Raw genomic sequence first — 14,810 nt, 5'->3', positions numbered from 1 at the left:
TTTATTCATCACATGAACTTCAGTGATAAAAGGTTTAAAACAACGTTGACAAATCTGTTCTAACGTCACTTTTGCATCTATTGTGATAACACAAAGTTTTAGCTCATCATAATCAAAAGATAAGCTACACTCAATATCACTTTTTAAACCTTCAACCCTTGTTGCACTTTTTGCTGGATAGTAGCCAACATAATCAAGTCTTTTTTGTGCGGCTTTAATCGGGTCAATAGTTAATGGTAATTTATTTTGCATAAGTTATGCATGCTACCTTAAATTTATTCGGTGTTGTTAAAAATCACACAAAGCCGTAAGGCGCGCATATTACCTTTAAATAAGGATTTCGTCAATGGGCGCGCGCAATATAATTTGTTTTAATTATTGATTATTAATTTAATATTGACTTTTATCATCTTATTTTTATTGTTAAATTGTTTCAGGTTTGCTATACGTTTAAGTATAAAAACAATTTTGATAATTTCCTATGACAACCGTCCAAAACTATCTTTCACTATTATTCGAAAATCATCAAATGTTTTGCTATCTAATAAACGTTTGGTTGATTTTTCTTTAACCAAATTAACAAACAAATTGTATATGCCCATCGCATCTTCATATTCATCTTTACTAATTGCCAATAGAAAAATAACCTGTGCCACCTCATTTTTATTCCATATAACACCTTGTGGAACTAAAACTGTGGTAACTACAGTTTTTTTTGCTAATAAACCAACTGAATGTGGAATAGCTATATTTTCACCTAATAAGGTGGATACTATTGCTTCTCGTTCTACTACTGAAGGATAAAAATCCGCATTAACAAAACCACTTTTTTCAAGTTTTTGGCAAACTATCTTAAAAAGTTCTTTTTGCGTAATTGGTTTATCTATAATAAGAAAAAATTTTTCATCAAAAAAACGTTCAATAATATAAGGCATAGTACGATCAACCATTGCTAATCGGCCCAATTGCTCAAGTTGATAAGGTGTAGGAAATGGTGCAATTTTCACAATTTGCTTATCTTTTTCAGTTAAACGAACAGTTGATACCACAAAATCCTCTTCAATTTGGGAGAGTTGTTCATATTCTCGATATGAAAGCGTACGATTGATTTTGATATGTGGAAAGTCACGTTTAATCTTTGATTCAATCATACGCAAAGCTGCATTACCAAGCTCACTAACTAACAAAATTTGAGCAAACCGTTCATGACCTGAGCTATAATTGCGCTCTAATGCAACCCCTATATGAACCGCTAAATAACTAATTTCATCTTCTGTCATTTTCGATTCTGTGTATTTTTCTGTATTGGTTAAGGCAGATAGAGTAATATCGTAGGCAAACGGATAATATTGTTTAATTTCATGTAATAAAGGATTAGTTGTGCGGATCTGATATTTAATCCTAGATAACATTGATGAAATATGAATTAACATATCTTGGCATAATTCTTTATCTGGCCATAAGTTATAGTGATAAGAATCATTAATATAAGATAAAATGTGTTTTACCAATGCTAAACTTTTCGTTTGATTCGGTGAGTCCATAATGGTGCGCGAGATAATTTGCACACATAAATAATTAAATTCCGCATCAGAAAGCACGCTACCCAAAAAATAAGAAAAACCTTCTGAAATTTCACGTGCGGCACCAATAACGGTACTATCTATTTTATCCACTCGATATTCATGAAGTTCATGTCCTTGGGTAATTCGAGTGATCGAAACAGCACAACTAAAAACTAAATATCCCAGTCCTTCAGCATTTAATTTTAATTCAAAACGTTCAAATTGATTTTGCAGTATTTTTTCGAGATAATTTAAATCAATATCGTTTAAAATAGTTTTTTTTAATCTATCAATGGTTAAAGTATCTTCAACCATATACCGTTGCCATAAAATATCAGTTAAGCATGCTCGAATTGCTGATTCATCACCAATTAATTTCATACCATAATAAGGACGATTTTCTAGAGATAAATTGTATTTGTCTAAGTACTGTTTAACTTCAAATACATCATTTTGCAATGTACTACGACTTAAAAACCACGCTCCTGCAATATCATCTAATTTGACCGAATTTGATTGGGTTAAAAACGCAATTAATAAAGCAGATACCCGTTCTTTGCTCGATCGAGGTAGTTGCTTCATTGATTGAGTGATGGGTAATTTAGCATAACGATCAGGATCGGAGATAACCAGTTGATAACCAATATTTCTGGTATAGGCTACTTGTGCGCCATAATCTCGTAAAATATCATTCAGTGCTGATATATCAGTGCGAATTGTTCGAGTAGATACTGCAAAACGATTGGCTAGTTCTTGTTGAGGTAGTATCTCGCTTTTTATCGTATCGAATAAATATGCTAATCGCTGATAAGAAAACAGCACTTTAGATGTCATCTCTTATCCTACGAGTTTTTGTGTAATTGCCAAAAGTTGTTTAACGTCATCTATTCTGGTTGCCCCCGATGCTTTATCAATAATCGAACTATAAATATGTGGAATGATTTTTTTCACCCCTGCATCTAATGCAATTTTCAAAATAGCGCCATAGTTGTCTAAATCTATTCCCCTTGTGGGTTCAAGATAAAAATTATTTTCTGCACAGCATCTGGCTACATATTCAAATTCATTTTGATGTTTTAATCCGCCCATTGGAAAATATTTTATCGAACTGCCACCCATGTCTTTTAATAAAGCAATGGCTGTCTCAACCGGTACTATTGCAGCAGCAGATTGAGAGCTTAATGGCCCGGTTGCAATATTAACTAAACCAACTTTTCCTGTCGGAGATACCAGTCCGTTAATAACCGTTTCTTTTTGTCCCAAAAGTGCCCTGCTTGTAGCAACGCCGGTAAAAACTTGGTTAATATGCTGCGGTTGCAGTTCCGCTGAAATTTCTGATACCATCGTGGACTGATTCGGGTCACCTGCACCCAAACCTACTGATATTGCATTATCTATTGCTAATGCATATTTTTTCATATCTGCAATCGCTGAACTATTATCTGGGTAGTTTTTTGATAAAATACCAACCACCACGTGGGTTTGTGCCGCTTCATAAATTGCTTTTGCATTAGCTATTGAATTGGCCAAAACATTTAAACAGACACGGTCATTGTAATAATTGGGGGTCAGTTGCATGAGCTTGCTCCTTGAATAATTGCTTTAATTTTGTTGTAAATAATATCGAGTTGTTCGCCCGTTACACTACGAACATCTGCATCTACTTTACCTTCATTCGCTTTATAGTCTCGAAAATAAACGGCAATTTTACCTTGTTTCATCAGATGTACCATATCTTGAGCGCTCTTACCTGTCACTTTTGCATCAAACGATATTTCGGCTCGGGCAATATCTCGCCCCGCTCCATCCCAAACGACCTTAGCTGATATACCGGCTATAGCATTTAGTTTTTCTATAAATGGAGTCATTTTTGCCACCATCTGTTGACCGGTTTCTTGCTTTGGCTCGGTAATATAAAGTTCAATGGCTTTTGTTAAACCCAAAATACCTTCTTTACCTACTTTCATTGGCCTTCCAATACCTTGTGATTGGCGTTTTACCCACTCAACTGCTTGTTGACGACCAATTACTAAACCGCTGGTCGGACCTTCTATCGCTTTGGCACCACTATAAATAACTAAATCAGCTCCCTGTTGATAATAAGTTTGCAAATCTTCTTCTGCCGCCGCATCAACAATTAGTGGAATATTATACTTTTTGGCAATACTGGCCGTTTGCGCTACCGACAACATACTTTTTTGAACACAGTGATGTGACTTAACATATAAAATCGCCGCCGTATCAGGATTAATTAACGATTCAATATGCTCCGGTTTGCACTCATTGGCATAACCTGCTTCAACTACAATACCACCACCTAAACCAACCATTGTGCCTATTGGGGCTCCAAAATTAACGTTATGGCCTTTAGGGACAATAATTTCACGTGGCACATATTTATCTGATGAATGTAAATTCATCAACAGGTCAAGGTCATCTTTTACAATAACCCCGGCAACCGCTTGTGCAATACCCGCTGATGCACATGACACCACTACGGCATTTTCAACATTTAGCAAGTTAGCAATATATTGCCCTGTTTTATCCACTAAATCCTTTATTTCAAAATACTCATTTAAGCCTTCACAAACAGTATTGACTACTTCTGGTCTCGGTGTTGATACACCTAATATTGTCATACGACCTGAGGCGTTAATCACTTTTTTTAAGTTATATTTTTGGTATATATCTTTTTCAGTTTGAGATTCTAAGCCCATTTTTATTACCTTCTTCTGTTATTTCAATGCGTACATGATTTTTGGTATTCCCTGACACAATACATGCTAAAGGCACAAATTGTTCATGACTTTGGCGAACTTGACCTTCTGAATCCAATAATGAAACAGGGGCTTGTTTTATATCAAAAATAGTGAGATCAGCATCATAACCAACCGCTAATTTACCTTTATTTTCAAGATGTAACACTTGTGCCGCATTTTTGGTTACACTATCAATAATTCTTTGCCGACTGTAACCTAGACAAATAAATTTCGTCATCACATTAGCTAAACTAAATACCGGTCCTTTTAGGCGGTTTTTCGAATAAATATCAGAACTAATGGTGTTTGGATAAATATCTAAACATTTAGCTCGTTCGGCTACAGCGAAACTAAAACTCTCACCACCATGACCAATATCTAAAATCACGCCTCGCGCAATGGCTCGTTTAATTGAATCACGTAGATTATTGTGCTTATCAAAAATTTGATTTGGTTTACCATTAAAACAATGAGTAATGATGTCACCTGCTGTTAATAGATCAGCAATTTCATCAAGTTCTGGCGGATTATTCCCAACATGTATCATTAAAGGTAATCCGCTTTTTCGTTGCATATCTTTGGCTTTAATCAACGGCAAAATACCATTTTCACCAACAACACTACGACTCATACGCACTTTAATACCTATAATAAAATCAGGATATTGAGTTAGTTTGGCATCAAATAAAGGGACATCGATATCATTCATGTCAGCAAGTTCACTTTGCCGAATCAAGCCAATTTTTGAAATGTTTAAAAAAGCATAAACGTTGGTATTTGCTTGTTGTGCTAATTGATAAAATTCATCAATATCTAGTGCTCCAACACTACCTGCATCAACAACCGATGCTACTCCTGATTTAACACCAATCAAATCAGGCTCATCATAGTAAATGGGAGAATGAGCAAAACAATGAGTATGGGAATCAATCCATCCTGAGCTGATGTAATGTTGAGCTTGTAGATCCATAATTTGCTGAGATGGAGCAATGATACTTTTATCAACCTTAACAATTTTTCCAAGATGAACAGCAATGTCGGTAATAGAATCGTCTATTAACTTGGCATTTTTTATAACTAAATCATACATAATTAGGTCCAAACCCTCTGTAATTTAAGTTATTACACAGGGTTAATAAAACATTATACAATTGGGAAAATACCACCAAAAATCATTGCACCTAAAATGGCACCACCCGTAATTGGTTTTTTCCAAACATAAAAAAGTAATGCCCCAAGTAATGATCCAATACCAATAGGAATTGAAGCAACCATAGCAGATAGAATTATCATTGGGCCTAAAAATCGACCTGATGCATTACCTGCACCCATCATAACATCGGCACCAAAAGTTGAACCACCGCCACTATTCACAGTAAATTTACGAATAAGGATGATAATTAAACCAATCAATATTCCTAATACTAAACCTGTTACCAAAGCAAGGGGGAAGTTTTCAATCGGTAAAGTATAACCACCAGCTAGTAATAACGCTGGCACACCTAAACCAATACCAGTTTGTAATGCTCCCCCAATATCAAGTATTCCAACTAGCGATCCTTCTATAACTCGCGCAAACAAAAAACTAGCCCCAAAAGCAGCAACTGCACCATAATCACCTGTGGTCATGCCTGATTTAAGCATGGCAACAAAAGCGATTTCATTAAATGCGCCTATACCATAAACATAAAAAGTATGTGTTCCTGCAAAAATACCGGCTGATAATAATCCACATATAATAGGGAATGACCAATCGGCATACCAAAAACTTTTGCTAATAGTTGTTTCTGTATTCATAATTCGTTCCCTATATACTATTTAAACCAATAAGATAGGCCATCTCTAAAAGAGTTGATCATCTTCATATCAAAACCACGGAAATATCCACTCATTACAAATAGAATAATTACTGCAACTAACATGATTTTCATCACTCGATTCCAACCACTGTCATCAACCCCTTTCCCAATCAAAATACCTAATACTAGTCCTGGAACAGCATTACCCATAACTAACTGAGCTAGCCCTCCAAATAATGTTCCCCAAAAACCACTTCGTCGTCCGGCATCTAACGCTGCTAACCAGAAAATTACTGGCATCACAGTCGCAACAAGTAAATTTGCCGCAGGTACTAAGACTTTAGTTGCTGTAATTTTTAGTGAATCAGGTATTGCCGAAGTCGTAGTGTTTAAAAATAAAACAACAATCACACCAATAATCATACAGGCAAATGCCATTTTTTTAGGATCGTGTAATGTTTCGGCAAGATTGCGATTTTTTATCATTAGTAATGATGCACCCCAGTTTGGGATAATGCGGTGATCAACATCTTGCGTGAAAGAACCTGCTGCGACTGATGACGCCCAAGCATTAAAAAAGAAACCTAGACCAAATGAGAAATGTGCTGCCGGATCGCCTTCGCACGAATTAAGCTCTCCTAAGGTACGAAAAGCCCCCATACCTTGATATGTCGGTGCATGAAACATTCGAGCAGCGCCAGCACCAACGCCAAAACCACAAAGTCCACCGATAATAATAGACTTTAATGCAATAATTAGAATTTCCATAACTTTCCTTTTACGTTATTTAGAGGTAAATTCAATGTCCTTTAGATCGACAAAGCTTATATCAACAGATATATCAAGTGTGATTTCATAAAAGGTTCTCTTCCTTGGTAAAAAGATAAACAAAAAACGCTCAGTAGTTATCTTTTCAGATGCTGACACCACTTCAATGTTAAGAGGTTTAATACGCAACATAATATTATCCGTATTTTTTAGTACCTCTTTTTGAACTTGATTCAATGCTGTAGCAAATGCTCGTTGCTTAGAATCACCCTGACCTTTTACCCTCACAATCATCTGCTGAGTTTTTTGCATGCTACTTTTCCATTTATCAACGAGGATTCTTTTTTAAAAATGCTTTGGCAATACGTTGTCCTAATTCTTGAGTATCCATAAAGCCAAAACCCAGTACTTTACAACCATCATTGATTGCGGTTTCACCTTCTTCAATAGATCGCATGCCATGACGTTGGGTATAGCCATATTTATTTTGTGCTGTAATTGCACCAGCACCACCACTACCACAGAAAGAGAGCCCTAAATCAGCATTCTCTTTGTTCATTACATCACCTAATTTCATATCAGCTGCCATACCTGGGATAACAATGGCACGACAACCCTCTACAGAATTAATACCTTCTGCAATTTTTTGCCCTTTTCCCATTCTATCGCCAATGACAATGACCACTTCAGTCATACCTTTTCTCCTATTAATTATTGTCTTTTGAATGTCTAATAACTTTTTTAATTTGCTTTGGCTACCTCGTAATGAACCGCCAATAAATAGGCTTCTTCCATAGGTAAATTATCAAATAATTTTACAGTCCTACGTGCAAGTTCTAAGGATTCCTCTGATAGTTCTGCAAACAACGTTGGATCTACTTCTGGTAATTTTTCCAATGTTTTTGATCTTTCTACCATTGCTTTGACATGTGAAAACAACATCGCTTTCTGTACGTCATTTTGGGTAATTTGCTTTTCTGATAACCAATTATTTATAATTTCAATGGTTTGTTTAGTTACTAATTCAGGTTTAAGGTTATCTTCAATCATTCGAAATTTTATTTGAGTCATATTAAATACATATTTTTTGTTTTATGAGATGCCTTAAGCGTAAATGAAACAAGAGACGATGTGGATAGAGACTTTTTCCATCAGCAACAGGAAATTTGTTATAAATTGGTTCAAATACTGTATCAAACTAAATTGTTCACATACTGCATAAATACAATCTGAATAAACTCTTTTTCAAATTTGTGATTTTGATCATGAAATTAATGTCACTCTTAAATTCAAAGGTGAATTCATATACTACGTGCGTGACAGTAAAAAAGGTCAGCCATTTATGATAATTTATCTGTCAGCGATCAAAATTAAGATAGCTCAGGATTATAATTATCCTAGTCAAACGCATGAATTTGCTATGGCTTGGTAAGAGGATAAGGTTGAGTGAGCAAATCACCTAAGTATATTGAATGTAGGGGTGTTTTTATACGCAAACGTATACTTAACCTGAAACATCTTTACAAATTAAGTATCATTAGTCAATATTACACATTAATCCGTTAGTTAATTATGATGTAATAAAACCACTATCTGTAGTAATTTATTTTAATTATTGAGGATGATATGAGTAATATCAGGGTTAATTTTTAGAAAAACATATTATGAAACAAGCCACCTATAAATGGCTCTATAAAATGGTTATCAAAACGAAAAAATATAAATAACACTAGTAGTAAAAAATATTGCCGTTAACGATCTGTATTGAATTTTCATTATTTAGGCGCCACTTGACGCCTATTTTTTAACTTAACTACCAACTACCAGATGCACCGCCACCACCACTGCGGCCACCACCGCCACCACTGAACCCACCTGAACCTCCGCCAAATCCACCACCTCCGTTACCACCAAAACCTCCACGTCGATGATTATTGCCACCACCATTATTACCTTGAATGTATAAAATACCACTTAAAATAGTACTAGCGACAAAAGCCAAAAATAAAAGCGGTAATGCAATATATAATGGATAACCATTCCACAAGGTAAATCCACCAACCGAAAAGCCATTAAGTATTCCGGTTCCTAAACTTCGATTTGCATGTAATTTGAATAAATTGATTGGAAATATGTTAGTTATAGCAAAACAAATAAAGAAAGACACTAAACCATAATTGATCAAATCTGCTCCAAATTCACTAGCAAGTAATGTTTTAAGATTAGGCTTTTCATTATTTGCATTATCTGGCATGGGTACAGAGTCATTTATTTTTTGTATTAATACGGATAAAGCATTATCAATACCTTGATAATAGTTATTTTGCTTAAATTGAGGCGCTAATTGTTCTCGAATAATTCGGCTAGCAACTAAGTCAGTAATAGTTCCTTCTAATCCATAACCTACCTCAATACGCATCAATCTGTCATCTTTTACAATCAATAACAATATACCGTTATCTTGCCCTTGTTTACCAATTTGCCAATCACGAAATACTCTTTGGGCATATTGTTCAACCGTTTCGTTATCGAGTTTTGCGATCATTAACACCGCTATTTGTGCGCCATCGGTTCTTGGTCGCTCATATTCAATTAAACGTGACTCTAACTCGTTTTTTTGCGATGCGGTTAAAGTATTTGAAGTATCAATAACTCGCTGTTCAAATATGGGGATGGCTGTTAATGCATAACTATAATAGCTAGCAATAAGCAAAAAACACAATACCAGATATTTTTTCATTATAGCTACTGCCCGAAATTGACTACTGGTGCATTCGATATTTGTTTTTCATTTTCAACTGTGAATTGCTGCTTAGGTTGTTCGCCTAATATATCAGCTACCCATTTTGTTGGTAATTTACGAATATAACTATTGAAAGTTTGCACCGTTTCGATATATCGGCCACGTGCAACTGCTATACGATTTTCGCTACCTTCAAGCTGACTCATTAAATCTTGATAAAGTGTATTAGCTTTAAGATCAGGATAATTTTCACTAACTGCAATAAGATGACTTAATGCAGAACTTAGTTGAGATTGAGCTTGCTGAAACTTAGCAAACAATGCTGGATCTGTGAGCTGATCTGCATTAAGTTGAACTGATCCCACTTTCGCCCGCGCTTCGGTTACTTCCGTTAATACTGTTTTTTCATGTTCAGCATAACCTTTTACGGTATTAACTAAATTCGGTACTAAATCAGCACGGCGTTTATATTGATTTAGAACTTCGGCCCATGAAGCTGCCACTTTTTCATCTTGAGATTGAATACTATTATAATTATTAAAAAATACCAACGCACCAACAATTATTAGCACAATAATGATATAAAAAGGTTTTACTTTCATCGTGAGCCCCTGTAATGAATTGTTTAGCTTATATACAAATTAAGAAAAGAAAGATACGGATTGATAACGTTACAAAACCACGTTACATTTTTAGATACTTTTTAAAACGAGTTTATTATACATTTATTAAATGTGATATGCGAAGTTTAATTACTATGCATGAAGCTTAATTACTATGCATAATGCTATATTAATACAAATTTTCTATTTATATCAAAAATAATAGATAAAAAAATAGCACGTCTATGCGTGCTATTTTATAAATAAAACCTAACTTAGGTTTATTGATTTTCCTCTGCAGAGTTAAGTAATTCGGCTAAATTAGCTGTTGCTTCCTCAGCTGAAATAGTTGTTTGCAGATCATCATTAGTAACAGGTGTTACTCGCTTACGCAAACGTTCTTTATGGTAAGCATAACCGGTACCGGCCGGAATTAAACGACCCACAATGACGTTTTCTTTTAATCCACGTAACTCGTCGTTTTTACCTGCAACCGCTGCTTCAGTTAACACTCGAGTCGTTTCTTGGAACGATGCCGCTGAAATAAACGATTCAGTAGTTAATGACGCTTTAGTTATACCCAATAAATCATGTAAGTATACAATTGGTTCTTTACCTTGTGCTTCAAGTTCACGGTTAATAATCTTCAAGCGTGAAACTTCAAGTTGTTCACCGTCAAGTAAACGAGAACCACCAGGATGAATAACCGTTGCCTTACGCAACATTTGGCGAACAATAACTTCAATGTGTTTATCATTGATTTTTACACCTTGCAAACGATAAACTTCTTGAACTTCGTTAACAATATAACGCGTTACTGCATTTACCCCGCGTAGACGTAAAATATCATGTGCTGATTCAGGACCGTCAGAAATCACATCACCACGCCCAACTTGTTCACCTTCAAATACGTTAAGTTGACGCCATTTTGGAATCATCTCTTCGTATGGTTCACTGCCATCTAATGGAGTGATAATTAAGCGACGTTTACCTTTAGTCTCTTTACCAAATGAGATAATACCGTCAATCTCCGCGAGAATTGCTGGCTCTTTCGGTTTACGTGCTTCAAACAAGTCGGCAACTCGTGGTAAACCACCGGTGATATCTTTGGTACCAACAGATGCTTGTGGAATACGGGCAAGTGTATCACCAACGTTGATTTCCGCACCGTCTTCTAACTGTACTAATGCTTTACCCGGTAAGAAATATTGTGCTAGCATTTCTGAACCTGAAACGTAAACATCTTTCCCTTTAGCATCAACAATCTTAATCGCCGGACGTAAATCTTTACCTACACCGGTACGTTCTGCTACGTCTAATATAACAATAGATGATAAACCGGTTAATTCATCAGTTTGACGAGTAATGGTTTGACCATCAATCATATCCACAAAACGAACAAAACCTTTTGCTTCTGAGATAACTGGCATAGTATGCGGATCCCAGTTAGCAATGGTTTCACCAGCATCAACAGCTACACCATTACCTTTAGTCAAGATCGAACCATAAGGCACTTTATATGTCTCTTTCATTCGACCTAGAGCATCAATAATCGTCAATTCAGCATTACGTGAAGTAATCACTAATTTCTTATCTGGATTAATTACAAATTTAGCATTCGTTAATTTAATGCTACCTTTATTTTTAACCTGAACACTTGATTCAGCGGCTGCTCGAGACGCCGCACCACCGATATGGAATGTACGCATGGTTAACTGTGTACCTGGCTCACCGATTGATTGCGCAGCAATAACACCAATTGCTTCACCTTTATTCACCAAGTGACCACGCGCTAAGTCACGACCATAACATTTAGCACAAACACCAAAATCAGTGTCGCACGATACGACTGAGCGTACTTTCACACTATCAACAGATTCGGCTTCAAGTAAGTCACAGTAACCTTCATCAAGTAAAGTATTACGTGGAATTAAAATATCGGCACTACCTGGTTTTAAGACATCTTCAGCAGTAACTCGACCTAATACGCGTTCACGCAGAGGTTCTTTAACATCTCCACCTTCAATAACCGGTGTCATTACTACACCTTCTAAGGTGCCACAGTCATCTTCAATAACCACTAAATCTTGAGCAACATCAACTAAACGACGGGTTAAATAACCTGAGTTTGCTGTTTTCAATGCTGTATCAGCAAGACCTTTACGCGCACCATGGGTTGAAATAAAGTACTGAAGTACGTTTAATCCTTCACGGAAGTTCGCAGTAATAGGTGTTTCGATAATTGAACCATCTGGTTTTGCCATCAAGCCACGCATACCAGCTAACTGACGAATCTGAGCAGCAGAACCACGCGCACCAGAGTCGGCCATCATATAAATGCTGTTGAAAGAAGATTGAACTTCTTCTTCACCGTCACGATTGATGACTTTTTCGGTTGATAAGTTATCCATCATCGCTTTGGCAACACGCTCATTGGCTGCAGCCCAAATATCGATAACTTTATTATAACGTTCACCTGCAGTCACCAAACCTGACTGGAATTGTTCTTGAATTTCAGCGACTTCAATTTCAGCTTCGTTGATGATTTGTAATTTCTTCGCAGGAATTTCCATATCATCAATACCGACCGATACCCCTGAGCGTGCAGCATAAGCAAATCCAGTGTACATAACTTGGTCAGCTAAAATTACTGTTTCTTTCATGCCTAATTGGCGATAACAAATATTTAAGATTCGTGAAATCGCTTTTTTACCAAGCGGTTGGTTAATCACAGAAAAACTCATACCTTTTGGCATAATCAACCATAAAATCGCACGTCCAACCGTAGTATCAATGACTGAAGTTGTTTCTTCCCATTCGCCAACAGCATTACGGTGATTTTCAGTTATACGTACCTTAACTTTTGCATGCAATTCAACTAGGCCTAAACGATACAGTTTTTCTGCTTCTTTAGGACCAGTTAAGATCATGCCTTCACCTTTAGCATTAATCTTATCGCGAGTCATATAATAAAGACCTAATACCACGTCCTGTGAAGGCACGATAATAGGTTCACCACTCGCTGGTGAAAGAATGTTGTTAGTTGACATCATTAACGCGCGCGCTTCTAATTGCGCTTCTAGTGTTAATGGAACGTGAACCGCCATTTGGTCACCATCGAAGTCCGCATTGAATGCCGCACAAACTAATGGATGTAACTGAATCGCTTTACCTTCAATTAGGATTGGCTCAAACGCTTGAATACCTAATCTATGTAAGGTTGGTGCACGGTTAAGCAATACCGGATGTTCACGAATGACTTCATCTAAAATATCCCAAACAATTGAGTCTTCACGCTCAACCATTTTTTTAGCTGCTTTAATAGTTGTTGCATAACCACGGCGTTCTAATTTGCCGTAAATAAATGGTTTGAATAATTCAAGTGCCATTTTTTTCGGTAAGCCACATTGGTGTAGACGTAAGTATGGCCCTACAGTAATAACTGAACGACCTGAGTAGTCAACACGTTTACCTAATAAGTTTTGACGGAAACGACCTTGCTTACCTTTAATCATATCAGCAAGTGATTTTAATGGACGTTTGTTTGAACCAGTAATAGCTCGACCACGACGACCATTATCTAATAGGGCATCAACCGATTCTTGTAACATACGTTTTTCGTTACGTACAATAATATCCGGTGCAGCTAGATCTAATAAACGTTTTAAACGATTATTTCGGTTTATTACCCGACGATAAAGATCATTCAAATCCGATGTTGCAAAACGTCCGCCATCTAGTGGTACTAATGGACGTAAATCAGGTGGCAACACCGGTAATACATTTAAAATCATCCATTCGGGTTTATTTTCTGATTGGATAAATGCTTCAATAATCTTAATGCGTTTAGTTAACTTTTTACGTTTAGTTTCTGAATTAGTGGTAGCCAGTTCATCACGAAGTGCTTCACATTCGGCTTGCACATCGATGTTACGCAATAACTCTTGAATAGCTTCCGCACCCATTCGTGCATCAAACTCATCACCAAACTCTTCTAACGCATCTAAATACTGTTCTTCAGTTAAAATCTGACCGCGTTCTAAGTTGGTCATACCACCATCAAGAACCATAAATGATTCAAAATAAAGTACACGTTCAATATCACGCAGTGGCATATCAAGTAATAGACCAATTCGAGATGGTAATGATTTTAAAAACCAAATATGTGCAGTAGGTGAAGCAAGTTCAATATGCCCCATACGTTCACGACGTACTTTGGCTTGAGTAACTTCAACACCACATTTTTCACAGATCACACCACGGTGTTTTAAACGTTTATATTTCCCACATAAACATTCATAATCTTTAACGGGTCCAAAAATACGCGCACAAAACAATCCATCACGTTCTGGTTTAAACGTACGGTAGTTAATTGTTTCCGGTTTTTTGACTTCACCAAAAGACCATGATCGAATCATATCAGGAGAGGCAAGGCCTATCTTAATAGCATCAAAATCTTCTGTTTTTGTTTGTGCTTTTAGAAACTTAAGTAAGTCTTTCACAATTGGCTCCTATGGAGTTAAACCAATTAGATAACTTATTATTGCTAATAAGTTATCCCTATAAATAGAAAT

General features: G+C 36.3%; 12 protein-coding genes and 1 pseudogene. All 13 read right to left on the bottom strand.

Annotation, left to right across the window (positions count from 1 at the left end):
• Positions 1–252, bottom strand: a pseudogene (locus tag Q0K76_RS05810) (hypothetical protein); the annotation flags it as partial.
• Positions 253–479: 227 nt separating this feature from the next.
• Positions 480–2,399: a PRD domain-containing protein gene (locus Q0K76_RS05805; protein ID WP_294612803.1), complete on the bottom strand. Its 1,920-nt coding sequence runs from the start codon at positions 2,397–2,399 to the stop codon at positions 480–482.
• Positions 2,400–2,402: 3 nt separating this feature from the next.
• On the bottom strand, positions 2,403–3,143 hold the full coding sequence (locus Q0K76_RS05800; RefSeq protein ID WP_294612800.1) for a KDGP aldolase family protein: 741 nt from the start codon (positions 3,141–3,143) through the stop codon (positions 2,403–2,405).
• Entirely contained in the window at positions 3,134–4,282 is a 1,149-nt protein-coding gene (locus tag Q0K76_RS05795) for a DgaE family pyridoxal phosphate-dependent ammonia lyase (protein WP_294612797.1), read from the bottom strand. Before Q0K76_RS05795 ends, Q0K76_RS05800 begins: the two co-directional genes overlap by 10 nt.
• A complete protein-coding gene (locus Q0K76_RS05790; RefSeq protein WP_294612795.1) occupies positions 4,260–5,414 on the bottom strand; it encodes an amidohydrolase/deacetylase family metallohydrolase in 1,155 nt (384 codons plus the stop codon). The genes Q0K76_RS05795 and Q0K76_RS05790 overlap by 23 nt, the downstream gene beginning before the upstream one ends.
• A gap of 53 nt (positions 5,415–5,467) precedes the next feature.
• Entirely contained in the window at positions 5,468–6,121 is a 654-nt protein-coding gene (locus tag Q0K76_RS05785) for a DUF4310 family protein (protein WP_294612792.1), read from the bottom strand.
• Between the two features lie 17 nt (positions 6,122–6,138).
• Positions 6,139–6,891, bottom strand: a complete 753-nt coding sequence (locus Q0K76_RS05780) for a DUF4311 domain-containing protein (protein ID WP_294612789.1) — start codon at positions 6,889–6,891, stop codon at positions 6,139–6,141.
• 15 nt (positions 6,892–6,906) lie between these two features.
• Positions 6,907–7,203, bottom strand: coding sequence for a DUF4312 family protein (locus Q0K76_RS05775; protein WP_294612787.1), 297 nt, complete (start codon positions 7,201–7,203; stop codon positions 6,907–6,909).
• A gap of 16 nt (positions 7,204–7,219) precedes the next feature.
• Positions 7,220–7,585, bottom strand: a complete 366-nt coding sequence (locus Q0K76_RS05770; protein ID WP_294612784.1) for an SFCGS family glycine-rich protein — start codon at positions 7,583–7,585, stop codon at positions 7,220–7,222.
• Between the two features lie 47 nt (positions 7,586–7,632).
• Positions 7,633–7,962, bottom strand: coding sequence for a hypothetical protein (locus Q0K76_RS05765; RefSeq protein ID WP_294612781.1), 330 nt, complete (start codon positions 7,960–7,962; stop codon positions 7,633–7,635).
• A gap of 742 nt (positions 7,963–8,704) precedes the next feature.
• Positions 8,705–9,631, bottom strand: coding sequence for a TPM domain-containing protein (locus Q0K76_RS05760; RefSeq protein ID WP_294612778.1), 927 nt, complete (start codon positions 9,629–9,631; stop codon positions 8,705–8,707).
• A 5-nt stretch (positions 9,632–9,636) separates the two neighbouring features.
• Positions 9,637–10,236 carry a LemA family protein gene (locus Q0K76_RS05755; protein ID WP_294612775.1) on the bottom strand — a complete coding sequence of 200 codons (600 nt, stop codon included), beginning with the start codon at positions 10,234–10,236 and terminating at the stop codon, positions 9,637–9,639.
• A 281-nt stretch (positions 10,237–10,517) separates the two neighbouring features.
• The gene (rpoC, locus tag Q0K76_RS05750) at positions 10,518–14,738 is read right to left on the bottom strand and encodes a DNA-directed RNA polymerase subunit beta' (RefSeq protein WP_294612772.1); all 4,221 of its coding nucleotides are present in this window, start codon (positions 14,736–14,738) and stop codon (positions 10,518–10,520) included.
• Between the last annotated feature and the right edge of the window lie 72 nt (positions 14,739–14,810).

This window comes from uncultured Gilliamella sp., from assembly GCA_945271295.1.
Classification (GTDB): Bacteria; Pseudomonadota; Gammaproteobacteria; order Enterobacterales; family Orbaceae; genus Gilliamella.
This window is presented reverse-complemented; position numbering and strand designations above follow the sequence as displayed.

Coding starts and splice junctions, on each gene's coding strand:
- Q0K76_RS05790 (WP_294612795.1), bottom strand. CDS start 5,414: ATGTATGATTTAGTTATAAAAAATGCCAAGTTAATAGACGATTCTATT.
- Q0K76_RS05805 (WP_294612803.1), bottom strand. CDS start 2,399: ATGACATCTAAAGTGCTGTTTTCTTATCAGCGATTAGCATATTTATTC.
- Q0K76_RS05765 (WP_294612781.1), bottom strand. CDS start 7,962: ATGACTCAAATAAAATTTCGAATGATTGAAGATAACCTTAAACCTGAA.
- Q0K76_RS05755 (WP_294612775.1), bottom strand. CDS start 10,236: ATGAAAGTAAAACCTTTTTATATCATTATTGTGCTAATAATTGTTGGT.
- Q0K76_RS05795 (WP_294612797.1), bottom strand. CDS start 4,282: ATGGGCTTAGAATCTCAAACTGAAAAAGATATATACCAAAAATATAAC.
- Q0K76_RS05780 (WP_294612789.1), bottom strand. CDS start 6,891: ATGGAAATTCTAATTATTGCATTAAAGTCTATTATTATCGGTGGACTT.
- Q0K76_RS05770 (WP_294612784.1), bottom strand. CDS start 7,585: ATGACTGAAGTGGTCATTGTCATTGGCGATAGAATGGGAAAAGGGCAA.
- Q0K76_RS05800 (WP_294612800.1), bottom strand. CDS start 3,143: ATGCAACTGACCCCCAATTATTACAATGACCGTGTCTGTTTAAATGTT.
- Q0K76_RS05785 (WP_294612792.1), bottom strand. CDS start 6,121: ATGAATACAGAAACAACTATTAGCAAAAGTTTTTGGTATGCCGATTGG.
- Q0K76_RS05760 (WP_294612778.1), bottom strand. CDS start 9,631: ATGAAAAAATATCTGGTATTGTGTTTTTTGCTTATTGCTAGCTATTAT.
- Q0K76_RS05775 (WP_294612787.1), bottom strand. CDS start 7,203: ATGCAAAAAACTCAGCAGATGATTGTGAGGGTAAAAGGTCAGGGTGAT.